Here is a 24,987-nt window from a genome sequence, read left to right on the forward strand (position 1 = left end):
TATGCTATGCGTTTGGCCTGATGCCGGCGGTGCGCTGCCGCGGCGGGAGGGCCGTTTCCTGGATAAACAAGCATGGCTCTTCCCGTGACGCCCTCCGGCGTGGCGCATCCGCGCCTGATCTTGCTGGCCATCTGCCTGGTGGCGTTGATGAGTACCGCCGGGGTGGCGATGCCGTACCCGATTCTGGCGCCGATCTTCGTCGATGCCGCCGCCGACGGTTTCAACCACTTTGCCGGCCTGCCGCCCAAGCTGCTGCTGGGCATGGCGCTGGCCGCCAACCCGCTGGGCATCCTGATCGGCAGTACCTTCATCGGCGCGCTGTCCGATCGTCTCGGCCGACGCCGCGTGTTGCTCAGCACGCTGTCGCTGACCTTGCTCGGTTACCTGCTGACGGCGTGGGCGCTGGATTTGCGCTGGTATCCGCTATTCGTGTTCGCGCGCTTTCTGACCGGCCTGACCGAGGGCAATGTCGCGGTGGCGCGCGCCATCGTCGCCGACCTGCATCCGCAGCTGGATCGCACTCGCAGCTTCGCCATCCTCAACGCAGTGCTGTACATGGGCTGGCTGGTGGGGCCGATGATCGGCGGCTTCACCCTGCCGCTGGGCGAACCGGTGCCGTTCCTGATCGGCGCGCTGACGCTGCTGCCGTGTCTGGCGATCCTGCTGTGGGTGCTGCCGGAAACCGGTCGCGCCGCCGGGCTGCAGGGGGTGTCGCTGTGGCAGACGGTGCGGCAGCAGCAGGCGTTCCGGCTGTTGCAGCAGGATGCGCTGCTGGCCGGGCTGTTCTGGATGCAGCTGCTGTTCGCGCTGGGGGTGAACGCCTTTTACGAGTTCTATCCGCTGTGGCTGGTGGAGTTCGCCGGCCTCGGCAGCAGCGGCATTGCCTGGGTCACCGCCGGGCTGTGCCTGATGATGTCGCTGGCCAGCACCGTGTCCGGCAAGCGCGGCCTGCACCATGATCCGCTGCGCCAGGCGCGCAAGTCGGCGGTGATCTTCGCGCTGGGGCTGTTGCTGCTGTCGCTGTTGCCGGATGGCCCAGGCGTGGTGCTGGTGGTGTTGCTGGGGCTGCCGCTGGCGATCTACAACGCGGTGCTGCCCAGCTGGTGCGCCGAGCGTTTCGAGCACCACGGCCAGGGCAGCGTGATGGGGCTGCTGTCGACCATCTTCTGCATCAGCAATGTGCTGATCGCGGTGATCGGCGGCCTGCTGACGCTGCTGGACACGCGGCTGACGCTGGCGCTGGGTGCGGTGATGTGCGTGCTGGCGGTGGTGCGCCTGAACCGGCTGATCCGCCAGGCGGCGCGCATGCCGCAGCTGGCCGGCGCCGGGGGGTGAGCACGCGGGCGTTTACGGCGCGCGCGCCTTGTCCGGCAAGTCGGCAATGTGGGGGTTGAGTTGCAGCAGCAGCGCCCGTGAACGCGGGCTGTCGGGCAGCGCGATATAGGTCAGGTTGCTGGCGAGGATGCCGGCTTCTTCCAGCTCGCCCTGATTGAGCGCGGCGATGCTTTCGCGGATGCCGATCAGGTAGTCCAGCCGTCCCAGCCGCAGCTTGTCGACATTCTGCGCGTCGCGCGCCGCCTCGTCGGCCAGCAGCCGCCGCTCGTCGAGGGCACGGCTGAAGGCGTCGCTGTAGAACCAGCCGGACAGCACGCCGACGCGCTTGCCGTACAGCGAGGCGATGCCGCTGTACGCTGCCATGGCGTGGCCCTTGCGCGCATACACCACCAGCTCCTCGCGGTAGATCGGTTTGGAAAACAGGTATTTGCGTTGCCGCTCCTCGTTGCGGTAGATGCCGGCCACGCCGTGGCTGCCCTGTTCCAGATAGGCCAGCGCCCGTTTCCACGGTATCGCCTCGATGCGCAGGGTCAGTCCGGCGCGCTCGCCCAGCTGGCGCAGCGTCTGCGCGTACAGCCCTTGCGCCACGCCTTGACTATCGACATACATGAACGGCGGATTGTGGGCGTCGATGGCAAAGCGCAGCACCTCGCGCGCCTGGCTCAGGCTGCACAGCAACAGCAATACGGCGGTGGCAAGACGGGAGGCGGACATCGCGGAATCCTTGGCTGATGGCGACGGAGGCGGCCGCGTAAGTGATCGCCGGCATCCTTTGATGATAAGAAGATAACGGCGATATCCCAAGCCGGCAATGCGCACCGCCCGCACCAACGGCATTGCGGCCAACCTTGAACCCAAGGTTGGCCGCAATGTCATGAAGCGGGAGCGGGGTGAAGCGCTTACAGCACCAGCTTGGCGCCGATCAGCGCCATCATCAGCGCCAGTGCCGGACGCAGCCAGCGTTCGGCGACGCGGCGGGTCAGGTGGCTGCCGAGCCAGATGCCGGGCAGCGAGCCGATCAGCAGCTGCGCCAGCAGGCCGTAATCCATATTGCCCATGCTGGCGTGGCCCAGGCCGGCGACCAGGGTCAGCGGCACCGCGTGGGCGATCTCGGTGCCGACCAGGCGCGCGGTCGGCAGCAGCGGGTACAGCGCGAAAATGGCCAGCGTGCCCAGCGCGCCGGCACCGATGGAGCTGAGGGTGACGATCACGCCCAGCACCACGCCGGTAAACACGGTGGCCTTGGTCGGGATGTAGCCTTCCGGCCGTGTCGGCATGAAGCGGGCAATCTGGCGCAGGATCCACGGCTTGAACAGGATCGCCAGCGCGGTGAGGATCAGCGCAAAGCCGAGCATCACCTTGATCAGGCTATTGGCGGCCTGGGTGTCCAGCTGCAGGTAGTGCAGCACGATCACGGTCAGCAGCGACGCCGGCACGCTGCCGATCGCCAGCAGCTTGGTGATGTGCCAGTCGATGTGCTTGTGCTTGTGGTGCACCCACACGCCGCCCATCTTGGTAATACAGGCGTACAGCAGGTCGGTGCCGACCGCGGTGGCCGGATTGATGCCGAACCACAGCAGGATCGGTGTCATCAGCGAGCCGCCGCCGACGCCGGTCAGGCCGACGATGAAGCCTACTGCCAAGCCTGCAATGATGTAACCCGGATCCATGCCGTCTGCTTTCTGCCAAATCGTGATCAGGCAGCCATGCTAACCGAAGGGTTTATAACCGCTTAGATGTTTTAAGAGATTAGTTATTCGGTAAATGAATAAGCTGTGCATGGTAGGCGGACGGCGGCTCACCCCCCGCTGCTGCACCACAGCAACAATGCGGTCAGCAGCAGCAGCGCGGCGAAACACTGCTTCAGCCGCGCCTCCGGCAAGCGGTGCGCCAGCGCCACGCCCCAGGAGATGGTCGACAGGCCGCCAACGGCGAGGGCGATGCCGGTGGCCCACTGCACCTGGCCGGAGCCGGCATAGGTCAGCAGCGCCACCAGCGCGCTGGGCACCACCAGCGCCAGCGCCATGCCTTGCGCCACCGCCTGCGGCAGGCCGAAACCGCGCACCAGTAGCGGCGCGGCGATGATGCCGGAACCGACACTGAACAAGCCGCCGCAGGCACCGCCGAGCACGCCGACCGCCGGCAGGTAGCGTTGCGGCCAACCTTGCGCCGCCTGCGGCCGGGCGCGGCGGCCCTGGCGCCAGAAGTAGTACGCCAGCCACAGCAGGAAGGCGGCGAACACCTGCTGCAGCCGCTGCTGGTCGAGCGCCACCGCCAGCCGCGCCGCCGGATAGGTTGCCAGCATGGCGCCGGCACCCATCGCCAGCGCGGTGCGCAGCGGGAACGGATGGCGCTGGCGGTAACGCCAGAACGCCAGCAGCACATTGGGCACGATCATCACCAGCGCAGTGCCCTGCGCCAGCGCCTGCGGCTGGTGATAGGCCAGCACCAGCAGCGGGATGGCAATGATGCCGCCGCCGATGCCGAACAGGCCGCCGACGGCGCCGAGCAGCGCACCCAGCAGCAGGGTGGCAAACAGCAAAAGCAGGTCCATGGTTGGCTCCGTCACGCGATGACGCCAGTTTAGCGCCGCCGTTCATGTTTATAATTCAGATTGAATCAATCCATTCTTTACCTGAAAGCAACAATGGACGCGATGGCCGATTTGACCCTGGTCGCCAGCATTGCCCGCTGCGGCAGCCTAACCGCGACCGCGCAGGAGCAGGGCGTCACCACCCCGGCGATCAGCCGCCGGCTGGCGGCGCTGGAGCAGCGGCTGGGCGTGGCGCTGTTTGCCCGCACCACGCGCACGCTGCTGCTGACGCCGGAGGGCGAGCGCTACCTGCAGGCGGCGCGGCGCATCCTGGACGACATCGGCGAGCTGGAGCGCTCGCTGCGCGGCAGCCACGCCGAGCCGCAGGGGCTGTTGCGTGTCAACGCCACCTTCGGCTTTGGCCGCCGCCACATCGCGCCGGCGATCGCGCTGTTCGCCGCGCGTCATCCGCAGCTGTCAGTGCAGCTGAGCCTGACCGAGCGCATGCCGGCGCCGGGGGAGGGCAGTTTCGATGTCAGTATCCGCTTCGGCCCGCCGCCGGATGCGCGGCTGTGCGCGCAGCGCATCGTGCACAACCGCCGCATCCTGTGCGCGGCGCCGGCCTATCTGCAGCATGCCGCGCCGATCCGCCAGCCGCAGGACCTCAGCCGGCAGCAGTGCCTGTTCGTGCGCGAGAACGATGCCGTCTACGGCCAGTGGCAGCTGCAGTGCGACGGCCAGCAGCAACGGGTGCGGGTCAGCGGCCGGCTGAGCGCCAACGACGGCGAGAGCGTGGTCGGCTGGGGGCTGGCCGGCCACGGCGTGATGCTGCGTTCGGAGTGGGATGTCGGCGCGGCGCTGGGTGACGGTCGCCTGCAGCGGGTGCTGCCGCAGTGGCAGGGCACGCCGGCGGACATCTACGCGCTGTACCCGCCGGCGCTGACGCTATCGGCGCGGGTGCGGCTGTTTGTCGATTTCCTGTGCCAGCATTTTGCGGAGGCGGCGACCGGCGCCGTTACGCGCGACAGCAAATAAATCGGCATCCGCCTGAACTTTTCAGCGCCGGGCGTGACCAAGCCGTAGCAAGCGTCGTCCTGACGTTTTCTCCTCTGATTGTTTCGCATTGACTTGACCGCGCCGCGCAAGCTGGCGCGGCTTTTTTTTTGTTCAGTTTTCAGTGAAACCGAACTTTTGATGTTCGTTTTTGATTGCGGCAAGGTGACAAACCGAACGCTGATGACGCGCGGGATCGCGTCACGGCCATGCCATTGGCGTTAGCGGTGTGCGTGCGACAGCGACGACGGCAGGCGAGCGGCGAGCGGAACAAGTGTTTGATTTTACTGGGGGAGAAAAACGGGCAAAAAAATTGCGCGGGGTTTTACGCCCGCGCCAAGTCTACAAAGGAGAAATAGAGGAGAAACTATCAAGAAGCAATTGCTGCATCCCAACGAGTACGGATTATCCGGATCGTGTTTGTCGCTGTCAATGTATACAATCTGCAATAACGCAAAAAATATAACATTTTGTCGCGCTTTGAACACATGGCGTGTTGGAAAGTGAAAATCTAGCGCTTGCTTGCTGCGCTTGATGCGGCGCATCACGCCAAGCTGTGCCACAATATCGTCTTTGCCAGATTTGTCCGGTTGCCAGTGATGAGCGATATTTCCCTGCAGTTGCCTGATCCGCGTCAGTACCCCGAATCTTCCCCTTCCAATATGTTGATCCACTACACGCAATCGATCGTGAATGCGCGTAGCGAGGACGACCGTGCCATGTGGCGTGCCTCGCTGCGTGCCGCGCTGGTCGAGATGCTGGAACGCGAAGAACTGTTATCGCTGTCCGTTGCGCTGGCGATGGTGACCTCGCAGCAGATCTACCGCGAGCTGTGGGACGCGCTGCGCGATGCCGCCGAGCGTCCGGACAGCGGCCGCCACGCGGTGATCTTCGCCGTGCCGCTGGTGCTGGTGATCGGCAGCAAGGGCAAGGCCACGCTGCCGGAGCGCATTGCCGACGTCGATACCCTCAATGCCTTGTTCCGCCAGCACGGCCTGTTCGCCGACGGCGCCGAGGTGTTCCTGTCCGGCAAGCTGCTGCACCCGGACAATGTGGTCGGCATCCATTCCGCCCAGATCTACCGTTACACCCGCCAGCTGGTGGACGCCGCACGCGGCCTGCCGCTGGAGTTGCCGGCGGCGCCGATCGTGGCCAAGGACGAGGGCGTGTTCCTGCGCTACCTGCTCGGCGTGGCCATCCGTGAAGACGGTGCCGAGGCACCGGTGAAACTGGGCGGCAATGTCGGTGCCTGGGGCGTGCCAGTGATGAAGTTCATCGGCGAGCAACTGAAGACCGAGGGCGTGACCCTGTTCCCGATCCCGCGTCCGCCGATGCCGCTGATGCAGGCCATCGTTGCGGCCAACTTTGCGCGACTGGAGGTGGCGTTGCAGGTATTTGCCAGCACCCAGATCCGCCAGCTGCGCGACCTGGGCCAGGAACCGGTGGCCATCATGTCGGCGCACGACAACGGCGAGCTGCACATCACCGTGTCGGCCTCCGGCAACGAGAAGGACTGGGGCGGCTTCGTGTGGCCGCTGGCGGCGCAGGACGACGTGGCGCAGATCGAGACCAACTTCCGCCTGCTGATGGCGGAGTGCCAGGTCGGCGACGTGCGCGTGGTGGACGGGGTGCAGCCGGAAAGCCGCGACGGCATTCCGCTGTTCTTCACCGCCGACGACTGGCCGCCGCAGCCGGTGACGCTGCAGTAAGTCATTGAAATGGCAGGGGCAGCATGAAACGCTTTCATGCCAAACCTGCCATTTGTTCATCACGGCGCCGCGCCGGATGAGGTAAAATAGCCGCCTTGCAGTGTTGACGTTTGCCCTGCCGCCGCCGCGCGACAGGCTAAACGTCAAGACTGCCTTTTAGTTCAAACCCTCCAGATGGAAGAGTCAACGATGTTTGCTGATCTGAAAATTGCCCAGTTTGACCCGGAACTCGCAGCTGCGATCGGCGCGGAAGTCCAGCGCCAGGAAGACCATATCGAGCTGATCGCCTCCGAGAACTACACCAGTCCGGCAGTGATGGAAGCCCAGGGTTCCCAGCTGACCAACAAGTATGCCGAAGGCTACCCGGGCAAGCGCTTCTACGGCGGTTGCGAGCACGTTGACATCGTCGAGCAACTGGCGATTGATCGCGTCAAGCAGCTGTTCGGCGCCGAATACGCCAACGTGCAGCCGCACTCCGGCTCGCAGGCCAACCAGGCGGTGTACTTCTCCATCCTGAAGCCGGGCGACACCGTGATGGGCATGAACCTGGGCCACGGCGGTCACCTGACCCACGGCAGCCCGGCCAACCTGTCCGGCAAGCTGTTCAACATCGTGGCCTACGGCCTGAACGAGAACGAAGAAATCGACTACGACGACATGGAGCGCGTAGCGATGGAAACCAAGCCGAAGCTGATCATCGGCGGCGCTTCCGCCTTCGCACTGCGTTTCGACTTCGAGCGCATGGGCCAGATCGCCAAGAAATGCGGCGCCTACTTCATGGTCGACATGGCGCACTACGCCGGCCTGATCGCCGCCGGTGTGTACCCGAACCCGGTACCGCACGCCGACTTCGTGACCTCCACCACCCACAAGACCCTGCGCGGTCCGCGTGGCGGCCTGATCCTGGCCAAGGCCGAGTTCGAGAAGTCGCTGAACAGCAACGTGTTCCCGACCCTGCAGGGCGGCCCGCTGATGCACGTGATCGCAGGCAAGGCAGTGGCGTTCAAGGAAGCGCTGACCCCGGAATTCAAGGCCTATCAGGAACAGGTGCTGAAGAACGCCGACGCCATGGCCAAGACCCTGGCCGAGCGCGGCCTGCGCATCGTGTCCGGCCGCACCGAGAGCCACGTGTTCCTGGTTGACCTGCGTGCCAAGGGCCTGACCGGCAAGGCGGCCGATGCCGCGCTGACCAAGGCGCACATCACCGTCAACAAGAACGCGATCCCGAACGACCCGGAAAGCCCGTTCGTGACTTCCGGTATCCGTATCGGCTCGCCGGCGATCACCACCCGCGGCTTCAAGGAAGAAGAAGCCCGCATCGTCGCCAACCTGGTGGCCGACGTGCTGGACAACCCGACCGACGAAGCGGTACTGGCGCGCGTGGCCAAGGAAGCCACCGAGCTGTGCCACCGTTTCCCGGTGTACAGCAAGAAGTAAGTCACCGTCCCGACGGTAGACGACAAAGCGGCCTGCGGGCCGCTTTTTTCATGCGGCCAACGTTGGCCGCACGCGGCTGCGCCTGTTGCGCTGCGGCACGGGCTGCGCGGCAGCGCCGATTGCTGATAACATCAGGCTATTGAAACCAGCAGGATTGTAAAGCCATGAAATGCCCGTTTTGCGGCTGTGCCGATACCCAGGTGGTTGATTCGCGTGTCAGCGACGACGGCAACAGCATCCGCCGCCGCCGCCGCTGCATGGGCTGTGAAAAGCGTTTTACCACCTTTGAAAACGCCGACGTGCGCATGCCGCAGGTGGTGAAATCCGGCGGCCACCGTGCCGAATTCGACGTCGAGCGCGTGCGCACCAGCTTCCTGCGCGCGCTGCACAAGCGCCCGGTGCCGACGCCGCTGGTCGACGACGCCATCGACCGTCTCTGCCAGCGCCTGCTGCAACTGGGCGAGCGCGAGGTGTCCAGCCGCCAGATCGGCGAGATGGTGATGAACGAGCTGGCTAGGCTGGACAAGGTCGCCTACGTGCGCTTTGCCTCGGTGTACAAGAGCTTCCAGGACATCGCCGAGTTCAGCGACGCGATCAAGGAAATCCAGAAGCGCGACTGAGTGTCGCCGCCAGTCCCCATCGCGATGGAATTGCCGATGAGCATATTTACTGCCGACGATCACCACTACATGCAGCAGGCGCTGCGCTTGGCCGAGGCCGCCACCCGCCGCGCGGCGCCCAATCCCGGCGTCGGCTGCGTGCTGGTGCGCGACGGGCAGATCATCGGCGAGGGCGCCACGCTGGTGGTGGGCTCGGACCACGCCGAGATCCAGGCGATCAAGGACTGCTATGCGCGCGGCCTGACGCCGGCCGGCGCCACCGCCTACGTCACGCTGGAGCCGTGTAGCCACCACGGCCGCACCCCGCCGTGCGCCGGGCGGCTGATCGCGGAAAAGCTGGGCCGGGTGGTCGCGGCGATGGTCGATCCCTATCACGAGGTCGCCGGTCGTGGCATCGCCATGCTGAACGCCGTGGGCATCCCCGCCGCCGCCGGCTGCCTGCAGGCCGAGGCCGAGCGCGTGCATCGCGGTTTTCTGTCGCGGGTGACGCGGCAGCGCCCGTTCGTGACGCTGAAGGGCGCGGCGACGCTGGACGGCAAGACCGCGCTGCTCAATGGCGTCAGCCAGTGGATTACCGGCGCCGACGCGCGCCGCGACGTGCACCGGCTACGTGCGGCCAACTGTGCCATCCTCACCGGCAGCGGTACGGTGCTGGCCGACAATCCGCAGCTGACGGTGCGCGAGGTGGCGTGCGTGCGCCAGCCGCTGCGGGTGGTGGTGGACAGCACGCTGCAGACGCCGGCAAGCGCCGCGATCTACGATACCGCCGTGGCGCCGACCTGGCTGGCGACGGCGGTGAGCGATGCGGTCCGTCACGCGCCGTATCTCGCGCGCGGCGTCAGGCTGCTGCCGTGCGCGGCGGACGATGGCCGCGTCGATCTGGCGCAGCTGTTGCAAACGCTGGCTGCCGACGGCATCAACGAGCTGATGGTGGAGGCGGGCGCCGGCCTGAACGGCGCGCTGGTCGCCGCCGGGCTGGTGGACGAGGCAGTGCTGTACCTGGCGCCGTATCTGGCCGGCGACGCCGCGCGCGGGCTGTTTGCCTGGCCGGCGCTGACCTCGCTCGACGACAAGGTGCCGCTGGCGGTGCGCGACCTGCGCCTGGTCGGGCGCGATATCAGGGTTACCCTCACTTTTCCGCCGCGCTGAGTAGCGGTTCAATGCCTGCGGCAGCGGAGATCAATGCGGCGATACGGCGTTCTGGTTTCTCCCCAGCTAAACGCCGCCTCCGCCGTCGTTGTTGCCTTGTCTCGCGTGAGCGGGCGAGACCTTGAACAGGTTCTAAACGCGTGATGCAGTTGCAATCCATTTTCTTCCGACAAGGTATGCCATGCTGATTCCGGCCGAGCGACTTCATCGCCTGGCGCACGCCACCCTGTGCGCACTGGGTTCCACCGCCGACGAGGCCAGCGTGGTGGCCGACCACCTGCTCGCGGCCAACCTCAAGGGGCACGACAGCCACGGTGTCGGCATGCTGCCGTTTTACGTCGACAGCGTCGCCGCCGGCACGCTGCAGCCGAACCAGCCGGCGTGGCTGCTCAACGATTGCGGCGCCATCCTGCAGTTCGACGGCGAGCGCGGCTACGGCCAGCGCGTGGTGCGCGAGGCGATGGACGCCGCCATCGAGCGCGTCGGCCACAGCGGCATCGTGCTGCTGACGGTGCGCAACAGCCACCACATGGGCCGCATCGGCAGCTACGGCGAACAGGCCGCCGCCGCCGGCAAGGTGGCGCTGTTCTTCGTCAACGTCACCGATTTCCCGCAACCGCTGGTGGCGCCGTTCGGCGGCTCGGCGCCGCGTTTCGGCACCAATCCGCTGTGTATCGCGTTTCCGGCCGGTCATCGCGAGCCGGCGTTCATCCTCGATTTCGCCACCAGCATGGTCGCCTACGGCAAGACGCGGGTGGCCTATCTCGCCGGCCAGCACTTTGACGAGGCGGTGATGCTGGATGCCGCCGGCCAGCCGACGGCCGATCCGGCCGCGCTGCACGAAGCACCGAGCGGTGCGCTGCGCCCGATCGCCGCCCACAAGGGGGGCGGACTGGTCGCGGCCATCGAGTTCCTCGCCGGGCTGTTGTCCGGCGGCGGCACGCTGCAGCCGGATAACGCGCGGGAGGGCGGCATCGTCAACAACCTGACCGCGATCCTGATCGATCCGGAGGCGGTCAGCGATCTGGACTGGCTGCGCGCCGAGTATGACGCAATGGCCGCCTACATCCGCAGCTCGCCGCCGCCGCCCGGGCAGCCGCCAGTGCTGCTGGCCGGCGAGCCGGAGCGGCAGCGCGAGGCGCAAAGGTTGGCCGCAGGGGTGGAAATTTCCGATAATGAGTGGGCGGCGATCGTGGCGGCGGCCCGGCGTGCCGGGGTCATTGATGCCGATCAGTAGTGGCGGCTGAAAACACGTTATGCTTGGCGCGCCTGGCCTTGTTGCCTGCAGTGGTAACCAGGCCAGTGCTGTATCTGGCGCAGTCGTTGTCATAAATGAGGTTGTCATCGTGGGTGATATTGCTGTCAGGGCGCTGGACGCGTACCTGAATCTGCTCGAACAAAAAGGTGCGGCGGTGGAGGTGGTGCTGTTCCGTCGCAACATCCTGCGCCGGCTGGTGCAGATCCTGCGCGGCCAGCCGCGCAACCGCGATGTCTATCGCAGCGCGATCAATGCGCTGCTGTCGATCTGCCCGCCCGGCGATCGCCCGGCGGCGATGACGGCGGCGCGCGAGTACTACTATTTCTGGCTCGGCGACCTGCAGCAGCTGGCGCAGATGAATGCCCGCGCCGGCTTTACCACCCACCACGTGCGGCTGCCGGTGCTGGCCTCGTTCGCCGACCTGCAGCAGCGCATGAGCGATGAAAACTTTGCCAGCTTCCCGCCGTCGCTCGACATCTATCTGGGCAAGCTGTACGAGCTGGGCGCCGACGACGAAGTGCTGGCCGAACGCGCCGGGCTGATCAAGCCGCTGCTGTACCTGCTGCACGACCAGGCGCATCATCCGGACAGTTTCCGCACCGCGGTCGACGCCATGCTGATGCACCTCACCGACAGCTACGCGCGCGACAGCTTCCTCACCATCTCCCGCGAATTCTTCTACTACTGGATGACCTTTCCCGACGCCGGCGTGCGCCACAAGAAGGCCACGCTCGCCTGAGCGGTCAGGGCTTTTTATGTGTCGCCGCGTGGCTGGATGATTGATTGCTGCCGCTTGTGCTGGCATCATTGGGCATAATATTCCAAGAAAGCCACGCCATGACCACACCTGCCTACCAGCAAGCCGTTGCCGTCTTTACCCGTTTGTACCGCTACCAGCATCTGGCCGCCATCGCCGGCTGGGACCAGGCGGCGATGATGCCGCCCGGTGGCAACGAGGCGCGCGGCGCGGCGATGGCCGAGCTGCAGCTGCTGATGCACGGCCTGCTGACCGCACCGGCGCTGCAACAGGCCTTGCAGGCGGCGGCGCAGGAAAGCCTGTCCGACGCCGAGCAGGCCTCGCTGCGCGAAATGCGCCGCGTGTGGCAAAGCGCCAACCTGCTGCCGGCGCGGCTGGTGGAGGCCAAGTCGCTGGCCGGCAGCCGCTGCGAACACGCGTGGCGCGAACAGCGCAAGGGCAATGACTGGCACGGTTTCCTGTCCAATTTCCGCGAGGTGGTGCAACTGGCGCGCGAAGAGGCGCAGCTGCTGGCCGACGCCAGCGGCAAGTCGCGCTACGACGCGCTGCTGGACAAGTACGAACCTGGCATGAGCAGTGCCGAGCTGGAGCGCATCTTCGGCGACGTGAAAAGCTGGCTGCCGGGGCTGATCCGCCAAGTGATGGACAAGCAGGCCGGCGAGACGCTGATCCCGGCGCAGGGGCCGTTCGCGGTGGAGCGGCAGCGCGCGCTGGGGGTCGAGATCATGGGCCTGCTCGGTTTCGACTTCAACGCCGGGCGGCTGGACGTGTCGGTACACCCGTTCTGCGGCGGCGTGGCCGAGGACGTGCGCATCACCACCCGCTACCGCGACGACGACTTCATGCAGAGCATGATGGGCATCGTGCACGAAACCGGCCACGCCCGTTACGAGCAGCGCCTGCCGCGTGCGCTGGTGCAGCTGCCGGTGGGCCAGGCGCGCTCGATGGGCATCCACGAAAGCCAGAGCCTGGCATTCGAGATGCAGCTGGGGCGCAGCCCGGCCTTCCTGTCGCTGATCGCACCGCTGGTGAAAAAGCACCTGGGCGAGCAGGATGCCTTCGATGCGGCCAACCTGGCGCGCATGTACAGCCGCGTGCGTCCCGGCTATATCCGCGTCGACGCCGACGAGCTGACCTATCCGGCGCACGTGATCCTGCGCTTCGAGATCGAGCGCGCGTTGATCGAGGGCGACATCGAGGCGGAAGACATTCCGGCGCTGTGGGATGAAAAGATGCAGGCCTATCTTGGCGTCGATACCCGCGGCAACTACCGCGACGGCTGCCTGCAGGACATCCACTGGACCGACGGCAGCTTCGGCTACTTCCCCAGCTACACCCTCGGCGCGATGTACGCGGCGCAGTATTTCGCCACCCTCCGTCGCCAGGAGCCAGCACTGGACGCGCGCATCGCCGCCGGCGAGCTGGCACCGGTGTTCGACTGGCTGGACGCCAACATCTGGTCGCAGGCCAGCCGCTGGGAAACCGGCGAACTGGTGCGCCGCGCCACCGGCGAGGCGCTCAATCCGGCGCACTTCCGCGCCCATCTGGAAGCGCGCTACCTGTAAGCGGCGAGACGCCTGAGCGGGACGTGACTGCGGCCAACCCTGGTGACAGGGTTGGCCGCAGTGTTTTTGGCGTGGTGTGGCTGCCGGCTCAGTTGGCGAATTGCGTTTCGCACGGTTGCCTGTCGCCGTCGCCGTCCATCCGGTTGTCCGGGCAGTGTTGCAGGAAGTAGGCGGCCTCCTGCAGCGTATTCATCTGCGAGCAGTGCTGGCGACCGTCGCAGCGGAAGCCGGCGGTGGCCGCTGCCGGCGTGGTGGCGGGCCGGGTGGTGTCGATTGCGCGACTGGCCGGTGCCGCGCTGCTGCGGCCGGCATAGCTGGCGTAGCCGGCGACGCCGGCGGTGAGCAGCAACAGCAGCACGATGCCGTGCACGCGACTGTGGGGCTGACGCGGCGCGGCCGGCGTCAGCACGTAGTCGAGTGGCGGCAGCGGCGGGCTGGCGGCGGGCGGTGCGGTGAACACCTTGCCCTGCACCTGGCGGGCCGACACCTTGCCGTTGGCCGCCTGCTGGCGCTGGAAGTAGACCACAAAACCGACCTGCGGCCGCACGCCGCCCGGCGGGCAATCGGAGAGGTCGAAGAACAGTTCTTCCCTGGTGTGATCCTGGGTGATGAAGCCGAAGCCTTTGTCGTCGTGCCAGCGGCTGATGGTGCCGTGATAAAGCATGGGAAAGTGCCTGGTCAGGTGGGTGGCCAATCCCGTATTTTAATGTCATTTATGCTTTATGTGTTTACTTTGTCATGATTTGCCGCAGCTGGCGGCCAGCTCGCCGACCCGTGCCAGCGCGCTGACAAAGCGCTCGTCCAGTGGCTGGCAGCAGGACACCCGCAACGCGTTGCGGTAGCGGCCGCTCGGCGAATACAGCGGCCCCGGCGAGATGCTGATGCGCTGCTGGATCGCCAGATCGAACAGCTTCACCGTGTCGTAGCCGTCCGGCAGCTCCACCCAGATCAGGAAGCCGCCGCTGGGGTGGGTGGCGCGGGTGCCGGCCGGGAAGTGGTCGGCGATCAGCGCGCGCACCTTGTCGATGTGCAGCGTGTAGCGCCGCTTCAGCGCGCGCAGGTGGTGGTCGTAGCCGCCGGACTCCAGGAAGGCGCCCAGCGTCTCGCACAGCACCAGCGGCTCGGCGATGGAGGTGGCGAACTTCAGCTTGCGCAGTTCCTCGGTGAAGCGGCCGCCTTCCATCCAGCCGACGCGGAAGTCCGGCGCCAGCGTCTTGGTGTAGCTGGCGCAGACGATGACCCAGCCGTCGCTGTCGTAGGCCTTAACCGCCGGTTGCAGCGCGTCGCCGAACTGCAGCTCGGCGTACAGCGCGTCCTCGATCAGCGGCACCTGGTAACGATTGACCAGTGCGGCCAACCTTTTCTTGTGTTCGGTGGGCATGCTGCAGCCCAGCGGATTGTGCACGTTGGGCATCGCGATGATGGCGTTGAGGCGCTTTTCCGCCAGCAGCATCTCCAGCGCCTCCAGCGACAGCCCGGATTGCGGATCGGTGGGGATTTCCAGCGCCTTCAGCCCCAGGCTGGCGAACAGCGGCAGCAGGTTGAAGTAGGTCGGCGACTCGATGCCGACGGTGTCGCCGGGGCGGCACACCGCGCGCAGCGCCAGGTTCAGCGCCTCCATCGCGCCGTGGGTGAGGATGATGTTGTCGGCCTGCAGCGCCATGCCCAGCTCCAGCCCGCGGCGCGCGATCTGGGTGCGCAGCCGTTCCGAGCCCGGCGGCAGCGCGTAGTTGCTGACCAGGCCGGGGTTCTTGCGCAGCACCTGGCCCATCAGCCGCGCCAGCTTGCCGGCGGGGTAGAAGTCGCCGCCGCGCGGGCAGGCCAGCGCCATGTCGATGTAGCCCGGCGTCTGCTGCGCCTTCAGCGCGGCGCCGATCAGGTCCAGCACCGCGCCGTCGGTGCCCTGCGCCGGGCCGGCGGCCTGGCTGCTGCTGCGCGCCGGCGACGGCAGCCGCGAGCGCACGTAGTAGCCGGACTGCGGCCGCGCCTCGACCAGGCCGCGGTCTTCCAGCACGCGGTAGGCGGCGACCACGGTATTGAGCGACAGCTGGCGGCTGTGCGCGGTCTTGCGCACCGAGGGCAGGCGCGAGCCGGGCGGCAAGGTGCCCAGGTTGATGGCGCCGGACAGGTCGTCGGCGAGTTGCTGGTACAGGGTGCTGCTATCCATGGCGGCTTTCCGTAAGAACCTGTTCAATGGCTGCTGTGCTTTGTGGAACGTTACACGGTGAGTACGTCTTCGGCATGCGGCGTGCTCCCGTTGAATTCCGCTTCCCCTGTCGTTTTTGCCTGGTCTCGCGTGAGCGTGCGAGACTTTGCACGGGTTCTGACACGGGCATGACAGTGGGCGGGAGAACGGAGGGTGACAGTTGCCAGTATGCTGCAACTGTCACCATGACAATAATAAATTCTTGACACTGTATCCGGCAACTGCTGTTGGCTACGATGGAACGGTCTACTACTTGTTGCGGGAGCGTGTGATGCTGGGTCTGCCTTTATTGAGTTATGTGTCGCTGATGTCGATCACGCCGGGGCCGAACAACCTGATGTTGGCCGCATCGGGGGTCAACTTCGGCTTTCGCCGCAGCGTGCCGCACCTGCTTGGCATCAGCATCGGCCATGGCGTGCAGGTGTTGCTGGTGTCGCTGCTGCTGGGCTGGGTGATGGCGTGGCTGGACGACTGGCGCCTCTTGCTGACGCTGGCCGGCTGCAGTTACCTGTTGTGGCTGTCGTGGCAGGTGTGGCTGGCGGGCGAGCCGCAGGCGAAACAGCTGGTGCGGCCGATGGGTTTCATCGGCGCCGCCGCCTTCCAGTGGGTGAATCCCAAGGCGTGGGTGATGGTGATCAACACCGCCTTGCTGTTCTTGCCGCTGCAGGCGCAGCTGTCGCACGCCATGCTGCTGGCGCTGGCCTGTGCGCTGATCAACTTCCCGTGCATCTGCGTCTGGGCCGGGCTGGGCGAGGCCTTGCGCCGCCATCTGTCGCAAGCGGCGGCGCGGCGCTGGTTCAATGGCATCATGGCCTTGTTGATGGCGTTGACCGCGCTGTACCTGCTGTACGACGAATTGCAACTGGCCGGGGTGCTGTGACATGAGTGGAAAACTGCTGGGCCTGCTGGGCGGCATGAGCTGGGAATCGACCGCGCACTACTACGCGCAGATCAATCGCCGGGTGCGCGACGCGCGCGGCGGGCTGCACTCGGCACCGCTGCTGCTGCACAGCATCGACTTCGCGCCGCTGGCCGAGCTGCAGAGCCACGGCGAGTGGGCGCAGGCCGCCGAGCTGCTGGGCGAGGCCGGCCGTGGTCTGGCGCAAGCTGGTGCCGGGGCGCTGCTGATCTGCAGCAACACCATGCACCAGGTGGCGGCGCCGGTGGCGGAGCGGGCCGGCATCCCGCTGCTGCATATCGCCGACCCCACCATTGCCGCGCTGCTTGCGGCCAAGGTTGGCCGCGTCGGCCTGCTCGGCACCCGTTTCACCATGGAGCAGGCGTTCTACCGTGAGCGGCTGCAGACGGCCGGGCTGCAGGTGCTGCTGCCAACGGCGGCCGAACGCGACGAGGTGCATCGCGTGATCTTCGACGAGCTGTGCCAGGGCCGCCTTCTGCCGGCGTCGCGGGCGCGCTATCTCGACATCATCGCCGCTCTGCAGGCGGCGGGGGCGGAGGCGGTGATACTCGGCTGCACCGAGATCGCCATGCTGCTCGACGGCTGCCAGGCCGCCTTGCCGCTGCTGGACACCACCGCGCTGCATAGCGCGGCGGCCGCCGACTGGCTGTTGCAGCCAGACAACGCCGCGTGCTGAGCGCAGGCCGGCTTTGCCGCCAGTGGGTGCGGCCAACCATGCGGCATGCTGTTAGGCTTGAGGCTTGTCGCCATTGCCGGGGAGTCGTGCATGTTCCGCAAACTGTTGGCGCTGGCCGCCCTCACCCTGTCCGCCCCGGCCTCGGCCGCGGTGTTCACGCTGTGCGCCGAGGCGTGGCAGCCGTTCATCTACCAGAATGCGCAGGGCCAGCCGGTGGGGCTGGCGGTGGACGCGCTGGGCCGTGCCGCGCGTGCGGAAGGGCACCGCATCCGCTACCTGTTCCTGGCGCCGGCCTCCTGTCTGCGGCTGATGAAGGAGCAGCGCATCGATATCATGGCCTTTGCCACCGCCGAGGGCAGCCCGCCGGGCTGGCTGCAGACGCAGCAGCCGCTGGTGTACTGGGTGCTCAACGCCTGGGTGCGTGCCGACAATCCGCTGCACCACTATCCGGGGCTGGGCCATTTCAGCGCGCACAAGGTGGCCTTTGTCGACGTCTACGACTATCCGCCGGCGATCACGGCAAAACGCGACTGGCAGCGGGTGGCGGCCAACGACTCCACCACCGCGGTGCGGCAGCTGGCGGCCGGGCGGGTGGACGTGATCTTCGAGGACGCGGTGGCGCTGCAGGATGTCGACCCGTCGCTGCATGGCAAGATCCGGCGCCTGCAGCCGGTGGTGGCCAGTGTCGCGCAGCCGTTCAGCTTCCGCCCCGGCCTCGAGCTGTTGCGCGATGCGGTGGATGGCGAGGCGCAGCGGCTGAAGGGCAGTGGCGAGCTGGATCGTTTCTACCAGCGCCATTTCGGCAGCACGCTGGCGCAGGTCAGTGCCAGCGTCGCCGCCAGCCCGTAAGCACCGCTTTGTTGTGATGAGTCGCAATGGCGCGATCCGGCGTTGCAAACGGCTTCGGCATGCGGGCGTGCCGCCGGGCGAACACCGTTTCCCCCACCGTGTTCGCCCTGTCCCGCGCTTGAGGCGCTAGCGGCTCAGGCCTTGCGCCGCGCGTTGAGGATCAGCAGCGCCAGCACGCCGCCCGCCAGCCCCCAGAACGCGGAGCCGATGCCGGCCAGCGACACGCCGGAGGCGGTAATCAGGAAGGTGATCAGCGCCGGCTCGCGCATCGCGTCGTCCTTCATTGCGGTGGCGAGGCCGCCGGCGATGGTGCCGAACAGCGCCAGCCCGGCGATGGCCAGCACCAGTGCCTTGGGAAACGCCGCGAACAGCGCGCCGACGGTGGCGCCGAAAATCCCCAGCAACAGGTAGAACGCGCCGGCCGCCACGCTGGCCAGATAGCGCCGCGCCGGATCTTCGTGCGCGTCGCGGCCCATGCACAGCGCGGCGGTGATCGCCGCCAGATTCACCGCGAAGCAGCCGAACGGCGCCAGCAGCAGGTTGACCACGCCGGTGCCGGTCATCAGCGCCGAGATCGGCGGCCGGTAGCCGTTGGCGTGCAGGGTAGCGACGCCGGGGATGTTCTGCGATGCCATGGTGACCATGAACAGCGGCAGGCCGACGCCCAGCAGCACGCCGGGGTTGAACTGCGGCGTGGTCCACAGCGGCGTGGCCAGCGTCAGCGTGACCTCGCCCAGCTGCAGCAGGCCCTGTGTCGCGGCGATGGCGCAGCCGAGCAGCAGCACCAGCACGATGGCGTAGCGCGGCAGCAGGCGCTTGGCCAGCAGGTAGGCGACGAACATCGCCAGCACCAGCGCGAGCTGGGTCTGCATCGCGCCGAACACGTTGATGCCGAACTTGACCAGGATGCCGGCCAGCATCGCCGCCGCCATCGGCAGCGGGATGCGGTTGAGCGCCTTCTCGAACCAGCCGGTGACGCCGGCGAGCACGATCAGCGCTGCGGAGAACACGAAGGCGCCGATGGCCTCCGGCATGCTGACGCCGGAGAGCGAGGTGATCAGGAGCGCCGCGCCCGGCGTCGACCACGCGGTCACCACCGGCACCTTGTAGCGTAGCGACAGCCCGATGCAGGTGATGCCCATCGCGATGCCCAGCGCCATCAGCCACGAGGCGATCATCGCCTGGCTGGCGCCGGCGCTGCGTGCCGCCTCGAAGATGATGGCCGCCGAGCTGGTGTAGCCGACGAGGACGGTGACAAAGCCGGCGCTGAGGGCGGGCAGATCGCGACGTTGCAGCATGGGGACTCCGTGAGCGCGCGCCTTAGCGGCCGCGCATGAAAAGATTGTCCAGATCGCGCATCGACAGCCGCGACCACGTTGGCCGGCCGTGATTGCACTGCCCGGAGCGTTCGGTGGCCTCCATGTCGCGCAGCAGCGCGTTCATCTCGGTCAGCGTCAGCTGGCGGTTGGCGCGCACCGCGCCGTGGCAGGCCATGGTGGCCAAGAGCTCGTTGCGACGTTCGGTCAGCACCTGGCTGAGGCCGATCTCGCGCACATCCTTCAGCACCGCGCGCGCCAGCTCCACCGGGTTGCCGTCTTGCAGCCACACCGGCACGCCGCGCACCGCGATCTGCGTCGGCGACAGCGGCGCCAGGTCGATGCCGAGGCGCTGCATCTCGGCGCCGTGTTCGTGCGCGGTGGCGACCTCGAAGCGGTCGGCGGCGAACGACACCGGCAGCAGCAAGGGCTGCATCGGGATCGTGTCTTCTTCTAATGCATTTTTCAGCCGTTCGTAGACGATGCGCTCGTGCGCGGCGTGCATGTCGACCACGATCAGGCCGTCCTCGCACTGGCTGAGGATGTAGACGCCGTGCAGCTGCGCTAGCGCAAAACCGAGCGGCGGGATGCCGTCGCTGGCGTCGGGCAGGGCGGCAAGCTTGGCCGCAGACAGCGGCGTGGCCAGGGTGCTGCCGATCGTCGTGCTGCCGGCCGGCGTGTCGGTGACGGCCGGTGTCAGGCCGCGTTCCTCCTCGCGCAGCCCGGCAAACTGGCGCTGGTAGCCGCCGATCGCCTCGCGCGCCACGTGCAGCGGCATTGCCTGCTGTTCGTAGCGTGGCTGCTGGAACGGCATCCGCTGCGGGCTGTCGCCAGCGCGCGAGGCGGCGGCCGCGGTGCCGAAGGTGGCGAGCGTGTCTTCGTTGCGGCCAACGTTGGCCGCAACGGCAATGTCATTGCCTGCCGGCTGGCCATCGTCCAGCGTCACCGCCGGGCTGGCGCCGGCTGTGGTGCTGGCCAGCGCCTTGTGGATGCTGTGGAACAGAAACTGGTGGATGCCCTGGCTTTCGCGGAAGCGCACCTCGATCTTGGTCGGATGTACGTTGACGTCGACGTTGGCCGGATCGAGGGTGAAGAACAGCGCGTAGGCCGGGTGGCGGTCGTGGTGCAGCACGTCGCGGTAGGCCTGGCGCAGCGCGTGCTGCGCGATCTTGTCGCGCACGAAGCGGCCGTTGACGTAGAAGTACTGCGCGTCGCGGCTGGCCTTGGAGTAGGTCGGGCTGGCGACAAAGCCGGTGAGCGTCAGGCCGGCGGCGCCGGTGTCGGCCGGTAGCGAGGCCTCGACGAAGTCCTTGCCCAAGAGCGCGCCGACGCGTTCGGCCAGGCTCTGCTGCGGCAGGCGCCACACCACCTTGCCGTTGTGGCGCAGGATGAATTCGACCTGGGGATGTGCGAGCGCGATGCGCTCGAAGGTGGCCTCGCAGTGCGCGTACTCGGTGTTCTCGCTCTTCAGGAACTTGCGCCGCGCCGGGGTGTTGAAATAGAGATCGACGATCTCGACGCTGGTGCCGGGGGCGTGCGCAGCCGGCTCCACCGGATGCAGCGTGCCGTCGATGGCGACGATCTGGTGCGCGTGCTCGGCGTCGTGCGGGCGGCTGGTCAGCGTCAGCCGCGACACTGAGGCGACACTGGCCAGCCCCTCGCCGCGAAAGCCGAGGGTGGCGACGTTTTCCAGATCGTCGAGGCTGCCGATCTTGCTGGTGGCGTGGCGGTCCAGCGCCAGCGCCAGGTCGGCGGCGGCGATGCCGCCACCGTTGTCGGTGACGCGGATCAGCTTGATGCCGCCCTGCGCCAGGTCGACGCTGATGCGGTCGGCACCGGCGTCGAGGCTGTTTTCCAGGATTTCCTTCAGTGCCGACGCCGGCCGCTCCACCACCTCGCCGGCGGCGATCTGGTTGACGAGGTGGTCGGGCAGTTTCTGGATGCGTTTCATGGTGTCAAAACCTTGTTTGCCACAGCAGCCACGGCAAGCAGCCGCAAGACCGGCTCAGCCGTGTGGGGCGGGCTTGTTGCCGTGTTGGCTGTGGCAGGAAAAAGTCACGCCTTGCCGGCGGCGCGGCGGTGGCGGATCACTTCGATGATACCCGGCAGCATCGACACGATGATGATGCCGAAGATCAGGTATTCCAGGTTCTTGCGCACGAAGGGCAGGTTGCCGAAGAAGTAGCCGGCGTAGCTGAAACCGGCCACCCACAGCACGGCACCGATCACGTTGTAGCTGAGGAAGTGGCGGTAATCCATGCGCCCGATGCCGGCGACGAAGGGGGCGAAGGTGCGCACGATCGGCACGAAACGGGCGAAGATGATGGTCTTGCCGCCGTGGCGCTCGTAGAAGGCGTGGGTCTTGTCCAGGTATTGCGGTTTCAGCAGCCGCGGAAAGCGGGCAAACAACCGCATGCCGACATGTTTGCCGATGGCGTAGTTGACGCCGTCGCCGAGGATGGCGGCCACGATCAGCAGCACTACCAGCAGCTGTACGTTCATCTCGCCCATCGCGGCGAGGGCGCCGGCGACGAACAGCAGCGAATCACCGGGCAGGAACGGCGTCACCACCAGTCCGGTTTCGCAGAACACGATCAGGAACAGGATCAGGTAGATCCACGGCCCGTAGCTGGCGACCAGCTGGGTCAGGTGCACGTCGATGTGCAGGATGAAATCGAGCAGAAAAGCGATCAGTTCCATGGCGACTCGGGGCAGGTAAAAGTCAAAAAAGGTTGGCCGCATTGCCTGCGGCCAACCTTGCTCAGGTGCGGGGCGCGATGCGTCAGACCACCGCTTCTTCTTTCGGCTTCACGATCTTGATCATGTGCTCGCGCTTGACGCCCAGCGCCAGCGCCAGCGGGCTGGCGACCAGCACCGAGGAGTAGATGCCGAACACGATGCCGATGGTCAGCGCCATGGCAAAGCCGTGCAGCGCCGGGCCGCCGAACACCAGCATCGCCAGCACCACCGTCTCGGTGGAGCCGTGGGTGATCATGGTGCGGCTGATGGTGGAGGTGATCGCGTTGTCGATCACTTCTGCGGTGCTGCGACCGCGCATGCCCGGCTTGCGGAAGTTCTCGCGGATCCGGTCGAACACCACCACCGATTCGTTGACCGAGTAGCCCAGCACCGCCAGCACGCCGGCCAGTACCGTCAGGCTGAATTCCCACTGGAACAGCGCGAAGCAGCCGATGATGATCACCACGTCGTGCATGTTGGCGATGATCGCCGACACCGCCAGCCGCCACTCGAAGCGCAGCGCGAGGTAGATCACGATGCCGAGGCAGACCAGCAGGATCGCGGTCAGGCCGTGGCTGACCAGTTCCTCGCCCACGCTTGGGCCGACGAACTCGACCTTGCGCAGCTGCACGCCGGCGTCCCCAGCCTTGAGCAGGCTCATCACCTGTTCCGACAGCTTGGCCGAGCTGGTGCCTTCCTTGTTCGGCAGGCGGATCAGCACGTCGCGGCTGGTGCCCAGGCTCTGCACCTGCACTTCGCCCACTTTCAGCGTTTCCACGCGATGGCGGATGTCGGCGATGTTGGCCGGCTGCTGGTACTGCACTTCCATCACCGTGCCGCCGGTGAATTCCACCGACAGGTTCAGCCCTTTGCTGAACAGGAAGAACACCGCCAGGATGAAGGTCACCAGCGAGATCGCGGTGGTGAGCTTGCCGTAGCTCATGAACGGGATGTCCCGTTTGATGCGGAAAAACTCCATGTTTCTTGATCCTTACTTGGTTTCCGGCTTCCACACCTGGCCGATGGACACGGCAGTCAGGCGGCGGCGACGGCCGTACCACAGGTTGACGATGCCGCGCGATACCAGCACCGCGGAGAACATCGAGGTCAGGATGCCGAGGCAGTGCACCACGGCAAAGCCGCGTACCGGGCCGGAGCCGAATACCAGCAGCGCGATACCGGCGATCAGCGTGGTCACGTTCGAGTCGAGGATGGTGGCCCAGGCGTGGGCGTAACCGGCCTGGATCGCCGACTGCGGCGGCACGCCGTTGCGCAGTTCTTCGCGGATGCGTTCGTTGATCAGCACGTTGGCGTCGATGGCCATGCCCAGCGTCAGCGCGATCGCGGCGATGCCCGGCAGTGTCAGCGTCGCCTGCAGCATCGACAGCAGCGCGATCAGCATGAACAGGTTGACGCCGAGCGAGGCGACCGAGATCAGGCCGAACACGCGGTAGTACAGCACCATGAACACGGCGATGGCGGCAAAGCCCCACAGCGTGGCGCTGAAGCCCTTCTCGATGTTTTCCTTGCCCAGGCTCGGGCCGATGGTGCGTTCCTCAATGATGTTCATCGGGGCCGCCAGCGAGCCGGCGCGCAGCAGCAGGGCCACGTCGTTGGCTTCGGCCGGGTTCATGCTGCCGGAGATCTGCACGCGGCCGCCGCCGATTTCACTGCGGATTACCGGTGCGGTCACCACTTCGCTCTTGTTCTTCTCGACCAGTACCATCGCCATGCGCTTGCCGATGTTTTCCGCGGTCAGGCTGCGGAAAATCTCGGCGCCGGTGCTGTCCAGACCGATGTCCACCGAGGCGCCGCCATTCTGGTCAAAGCCGGGCTGGGCCGAGTTGATGTTGTCGCCGGTCAGCTCGACATCCTTCTTCAGCAGGATCTTCTGAATGCCCTGCGAGCTGGCTTCGTCCAGCAGTTCGTAGCCGGTCGGCACGTTGCCGGCCATCGCTTCGGCCACGCGCGACGGATCGTCTTCCACCATGCGCACCTGCAGCGTGGCGGTACGGCCGAGAATATCCTTGGCCTTGGCGGTGTCCTGCACCCCCGGCAGCTGCACCACGATGCGGCTCGGGCCGGCTTGCTGGATCACCGGTTCGGCAACGCCCAGCTCGTTGACACGGTTGTGCAGGGTGGTGATGTTCTGCGACACGGCATCGCTCTGGATGCGGGTGATCTCTTCCGGCTTCAGCGCCAGGCTGAGGCGGAACAGCTGGTCGTCGCTACTGAAGGTCAGCGACGGCAGGCTGCTCGCCAGCTTGTCGGCGGCGGCGTTCAGCGTTTCCTGGTCACGCAGCTGTACTTCCAGCGCGGTGTTGCCGGTGCGCTTGATGGCGCCGTAGCGGATCTTGGCGGTTTTCAGCTCGCGGCGGATGTCGCCGGCGTAGCGTTCCATGGTCTTGTCCACGGCCGCCTGCATGTCGACTTCCAGCAGGAAGTGCACGCCGCCGCGCAGGTCGAGGCCCAGGAACATCGGGTTGGCATGCAGCTTGCTCAGCCATTCCGGCGATGCCGCCAGCAGGTTCAACGCGATGATGTAGGTGTCGCCCAGCGCTTGCTGGATGATGTCGCGCGCCTTGATCTGCGTATCGGGATCGTTGAAGCGCACTTTCAGGCTGTTGCCGTCAAGGAACAGGCCGGCAGGCTTGATGCCCTGTTGCTGCAGTACGGTTTCCACCCGCGCCATCAATGCCGTATCGACGGTGGCCGATTGGCGGGTGCTGGAGATTTGCACGGCAGGGGTTTCGCCAAAGAAATTGGGCAGGGTGTAGATTGTCGAGACAATCAGTACTACCGCAATGACGAGGTATTTCCAGATCGGGAAGCGGTTCATGGAGGCGGTAACAGGAAAAAGGGCCGC

Annotated in this window: 22 protein-coding genes; 12 read left to right on the forward strand and 10 right to left on the reverse strand. The window is 66.5% G+C overall.

Annotated elements, in window-relative coordinates; translation table 11 throughout:
• Positions 1–72 precede the first annotated feature (72 nt).
• Positions 73–1,335, forward strand: coding sequence for an MFS transporter (locus NOM55_RS08315; protein WP_120811442.1), 1,263 nt, complete (start codon positions 73–75; stop codon positions 1,333–1,335).
• Between the two features lie 12 nt (positions 1,336–1,347).
• Here the strand turns inward: NOM55_RS08315 and NOM55_RS08320 are convergent, their stop codons facing one another.
• From NOM55_RS08320 to NOM55_RS08330, 3 genes are all read right to left on the reverse strand, one after another.
• Positions 1,348–2,049 (reverse strand): ABC transporter substrate-binding protein, encoded by a 702-nt coding sequence (locus tag NOM55_RS08320; protein ID WP_255908209.1) that lies wholly within the window; start codon positions 2,047–2,049, stop codon positions 1,348–1,350.
• Positions 2,050–2,234: 185 nt separating this feature from the next.
• Entirely contained in the window at positions 2,235–3,005 is a 771-nt protein-coding gene (locus tag NOM55_RS08325) for a sulfite exporter TauE/SafE family protein (RefSeq protein ID WP_255908210.1), read from the reverse strand.
• A 128-nt stretch (positions 3,006–3,133) separates the two neighbouring features.
• Positions 3,134–3,889 carry a sulfite exporter TauE/SafE family protein gene (locus NOM55_RS08330; protein WP_255908211.1) on the reverse strand — a complete coding sequence of 252 codons (756 nt, stop codon included), beginning with the start codon at positions 3,887–3,889 and terminating at the stop codon, positions 3,134–3,136.
• Positions 3,890–3,991: 102 nt separating this feature from the next.
• Here NOM55_RS08330 and NOM55_RS08335 point away from each other — a divergent pair, with 102 nt between their 5' ends.
• The 8 genes from NOM55_RS08335 (at position 3,992) to NOM55_RS08370 (ending at position 13,416) form a co-directional block, all read left to right on the forward strand.
• The gene (locus tag NOM55_RS08335) at positions 3,992–4,903 is read left to right on the forward strand and encodes a LysR family transcriptional regulator (protein WP_255908212.1); all 912 of its coding nucleotides are present in this window, start codon (positions 3,992–3,994) and stop codon (positions 4,901–4,903) included.
• Between the two features lie 617 nt (positions 4,904–5,520).
• Positions 5,521–6,630, forward strand: coding sequence for a hypothetical protein (locus tag NOM55_RS08340; RefSeq protein ID WP_047967865.1), 1,110 nt, complete (start codon positions 5,521–5,523; stop codon positions 6,628–6,630).
• A 189-nt stretch (positions 6,631–6,819) separates the two neighbouring features.
• Positions 6,820–8,067: a serine hydroxymethyltransferase gene (gene glyA, locus NOM55_RS08345; protein ID WP_047967866.1), complete on the forward strand. Its 1,248-nt coding sequence runs from the start codon at positions 6,820–6,822 to the stop codon at positions 8,065–8,067.
• 164 nt (positions 8,068–8,231) lie between these two features.
• Positions 8,232–8,687, forward strand: coding sequence for a transcriptional regulator NrdR (gene nrdR, locus NOM55_RS08350; RefSeq protein ID WP_047967867.1), 456 nt, complete (start codon positions 8,232–8,234; stop codon positions 8,685–8,687).
• Between the two features lie 36 nt (positions 8,688–8,723).
• Positions 8,724–9,836, forward strand: coding sequence for a bifunctional diaminohydroxyphosphoribosylaminopyrimidine deaminase/5-amino-6-(5-phosphoribosylamino)uracil reductase RibD (gene ribD, locus NOM55_RS08355; RefSeq protein WP_255908213.1), 1,113 nt, complete (start codon positions 8,724–8,726; stop codon positions 9,834–9,836).
• A 181-nt stretch (positions 9,837–10,017) separates the two neighbouring features.
• Positions 10,018–11,073, forward strand: a complete 1,056-nt coding sequence (locus NOM55_RS08360) for a malate/lactate/ureidoglycolate dehydrogenase (protein ID WP_047967869.1) — start codon at positions 10,018–10,020, stop codon at positions 11,071–11,073.
• Positions 11,074–11,182: 109 nt separating this feature from the next.
• Positions 11,183–11,833, forward strand: a complete 651-nt coding sequence (locus NOM55_RS08365; RefSeq protein WP_255908214.1) for a hypothetical protein — start codon at positions 11,183–11,185, stop codon at positions 11,831–11,833.
• A 98-nt stretch (positions 11,834–11,931) separates the two neighbouring features.
• Positions 11,932–13,416: a carboxypeptidase M32 gene (locus NOM55_RS08370; RefSeq protein WP_255908215.1), complete on the forward strand. Its 1,485-nt coding sequence runs from the start codon at positions 11,932–11,934 to the stop codon at positions 13,414–13,416.
• 88 nt (positions 13,417–13,504) lie between these two features.
• Here NOM55_RS08370 and NOM55_RS08375 read toward each other — a convergent pair whose 3' ends face one another.
• Positions 13,505–14,080 (reverse strand): cold shock domain-containing protein, encoded by a 576-nt coding sequence (locus NOM55_RS08375; protein WP_255908216.1) that lies wholly within the window; start codon positions 14,078–14,080, stop codon positions 13,505–13,507.
• Between the two features lie 72 nt (positions 14,081–14,152).
• Positions 14,153–15,583, reverse strand: a complete 1,431-nt coding sequence (locus NOM55_RS08380; RefSeq protein ID WP_255908218.1) for a PLP-dependent aminotransferase family protein — start codon at positions 15,581–15,583, stop codon at positions 14,153–14,155.
• A gap of 310 nt (positions 15,584–15,893) precedes the next feature.
• Here NOM55_RS08380 and NOM55_RS08385 point away from each other — a divergent pair, with 310 nt between their 5' ends.
• From NOM55_RS08385 to NOM55_RS08395, 3 genes are all read left to right on the forward strand, one after another.
• A complete protein-coding gene (locus NOM55_RS08385) occupies positions 15,894–16,502 on the forward strand; it encodes a LysE family translocator (RefSeq protein ID WP_255908219.1) in 609 nt (202 codons plus the stop codon).
• A 1-nt stretch (position 16,503) separates the two neighbouring features.
• The gene (locus tag NOM55_RS08390; RefSeq protein WP_255908220.1) at positions 16,504–17,217 is read left to right on the forward strand and encodes an aspartate/glutamate racemase family protein; all 714 of its coding nucleotides are present in this window, start codon (positions 16,504–16,506) and stop codon (positions 17,215–17,217) included.
• 90 nt (positions 17,218–17,307) lie between these two features.
• The gene (locus tag NOM55_RS08395; RefSeq protein ID WP_255908221.1) at positions 17,308–18,066 is read left to right on the forward strand and encodes an ABC transporter substrate-binding protein; all 759 of its coding nucleotides are present in this window, start codon (positions 17,308–17,310) and stop codon (positions 18,064–18,066) included.
• A 134-nt stretch (positions 18,067–18,200) separates the two neighbouring features.
• Here NOM55_RS08395 and NOM55_RS08400 read toward each other — a convergent pair whose 3' ends face one another.
• The 5 genes from NOM55_RS08400 to secD form a co-directional block, all read right to left on the reverse strand.
• Positions 18,201–19,364 carry a benzoate/H(+) symporter BenE family transporter gene (locus tag NOM55_RS08400; protein ID WP_255908222.1) on the reverse strand — a complete coding sequence of 388 codons (1,164 nt, stop codon included), beginning with the start codon at positions 19,362–19,364 and terminating at the stop codon, positions 18,201–18,203.
• A 22-nt stretch (positions 19,365–19,386) separates the two neighbouring features.
• Positions 19,387–21,333: a DNA mismatch repair endonuclease MutL gene (mutL, locus tag NOM55_RS08405; RefSeq protein ID WP_255908223.1), complete on the reverse strand. Its 1,947-nt coding sequence runs from the start codon at positions 21,331–21,333 to the stop codon at positions 19,387–19,389.
• Positions 21,334–21,437: 104 nt separating this feature from the next.
• Positions 21,438–22,076, reverse strand: coding sequence for a DedA family protein (locus NOM55_RS08410; RefSeq protein WP_202902783.1), 639 nt, complete (start codon positions 22,074–22,076; stop codon positions 21,438–21,440).
• A gap of 88 nt (positions 22,077–22,164) precedes the next feature.
• Entirely contained in the window at positions 22,165–23,100 is a 936-nt protein-coding gene (gene secF, locus NOM55_RS08415; RefSeq protein ID WP_255908224.1) for a protein translocase subunit SecF, read from the reverse strand.
• A 12-nt stretch (positions 23,101–23,112) separates the two neighbouring features.
• A complete protein-coding gene (gene secD / locus NOM55_RS08420) occupies positions 23,113–24,960 on the reverse strand; it encodes a protein translocase subunit SecD (protein WP_255908225.1) in 1,848 nt (615 codons plus the stop codon).
• Positions 24,961–24,987 lie beyond the last annotated feature (27 nt).

The sequence above is a fragment of the Vogesella sp. AC12 genome, from assembly GCF_024437575.1.
Classification (GTDB): domain Bacteria; phylum Pseudomonadota; class Gammaproteobacteria; order Burkholderiales; family Chromobacteriaceae; genus Vogesella; species Vogesella indigofera.

Excerpts from the sequence above, each read along its gene's own strand:
- NOM55_RS08315 (WP_120811442.1), top strand. The coding sequence starts at position 73 with ATGGCTCTTCCCGTGACGCCCTCCGGCGTGGCGCATCCGCGCCTGATC.
- NOM55_RS08320 (WP_255908209.1), bottom strand. The coding sequence starts at position 2,049 with ATGTCCGCCTCCCGTCTTGCCACCGCCGTATTGCTGTTGCTGTGCAGC.
- NOM55_RS08325 (WP_255908210.1), bottom strand. The coding sequence starts at position 3,005 with ATGGATCCGGGTTACATCATTGCAGGCTTGGCAGTAGGCTTCATCGTC.
- NOM55_RS08330 (WP_255908211.1), bottom strand. The coding sequence starts at position 3,889 with ATGGACCTGCTTTTGCTGTTTGCCACCCTGCTGCTGGGTGCGCTGCTC.
- NOM55_RS08335 (WP_255908212.1), top strand. The coding sequence starts at position 3,992 with ATGGCCGATTTGACCCTGGTCGCCAGCATTGCCCGCTGCGGCAGCCTA.
- NOM55_RS08340 (WP_047967865.1), top strand. The coding sequence starts at position 5,521 with ATGAGCGATATTTCCCTGCAGTTGCCTGATCCGCGTCAGTACCCCGAA.
- glyA (WP_047967866.1), top strand. The coding sequence starts at position 6,820 with ATGTTTGCTGATCTGAAAATTGCCCAGTTTGACCCGGAACTCGCAGCT.
- nrdR (WP_047967867.1), top strand. The coding sequence starts at position 8,232 with ATGAAATGCCCGTTTTGCGGCTGTGCCGATACCCAGGTGGTTGATTCG.
- ribD (WP_255908213.1), top strand. The coding sequence starts at position 8,724 with ATGAGCATATTTACTGCCGACGATCACCACTACATGCAGCAGGCGCTG.
- NOM55_RS08360 (WP_047967869.1), top strand. The coding sequence starts at position 10,018 with ATGCTGATTCCGGCCGAGCGACTTCATCGCCTGGCGCACGCCACCCTG.
- NOM55_RS08370 (WP_255908215.1), top strand. The coding sequence starts at position 11,932 with ATGACCACACCTGCCTACCAGCAAGCCGTTGCCGTCTTTACCCGTTTG.
- NOM55_RS08375 (WP_255908216.1), bottom strand. The coding sequence starts at position 14,080 with ATGCTTTATCACGGCACCATCAGCCGCTGGCACGACGACAAAGGCTTC.
- NOM55_RS08380 (WP_255908218.1), bottom strand. The coding sequence starts at position 15,583 with ATGGATAGCAGCACCCTGTACCAGCAACTCGCCGACGACCTGTCCGGC.
- NOM55_RS08385 (WP_255908219.1), top strand. The coding sequence starts at position 15,894 with ATGCTGGGTCTGCCTTTATTGAGTTATGTGTCGCTGATGTCGATCACG.
- NOM55_RS08390 (WP_255908220.1), top strand. The coding sequence starts at position 16,504 with ATGAGTGGAAAACTGCTGGGCCTGCTGGGCGGCATGAGCTGGGAATCG.
- NOM55_RS08395 (WP_255908221.1), top strand. The coding sequence starts at position 17,308 with ATGTTCCGCAAACTGTTGGCGCTGGCCGCCCTCACCCTGTCCGCCCCG.
- NOM55_RS08400 (WP_255908222.1), bottom strand. The coding sequence starts at position 19,364 with ATGCTGCAACGTCGCGATCTGCCCGCCCTCAGCGCCGGCTTTGTCACC.
- mutL (WP_255908223.1), bottom strand. The coding sequence starts at position 21,333 with ATGAAACGCATCCAGAAACTGCCCGACCACCTCGTCAACCAGATCGCC.
- secF (WP_255908224.1), bottom strand. The coding sequence starts at position 23,100 with ATGGAGTTTTTCCGCATCAAACGGGACATCCCGTTCATGAGCTACGGC.
- secD (WP_255908225.1), bottom strand. The coding sequence starts at position 24,960 with ATGAACCGCTTCCCGATCTGGAAATACCTCGTCATTGCGGTAGTACTG.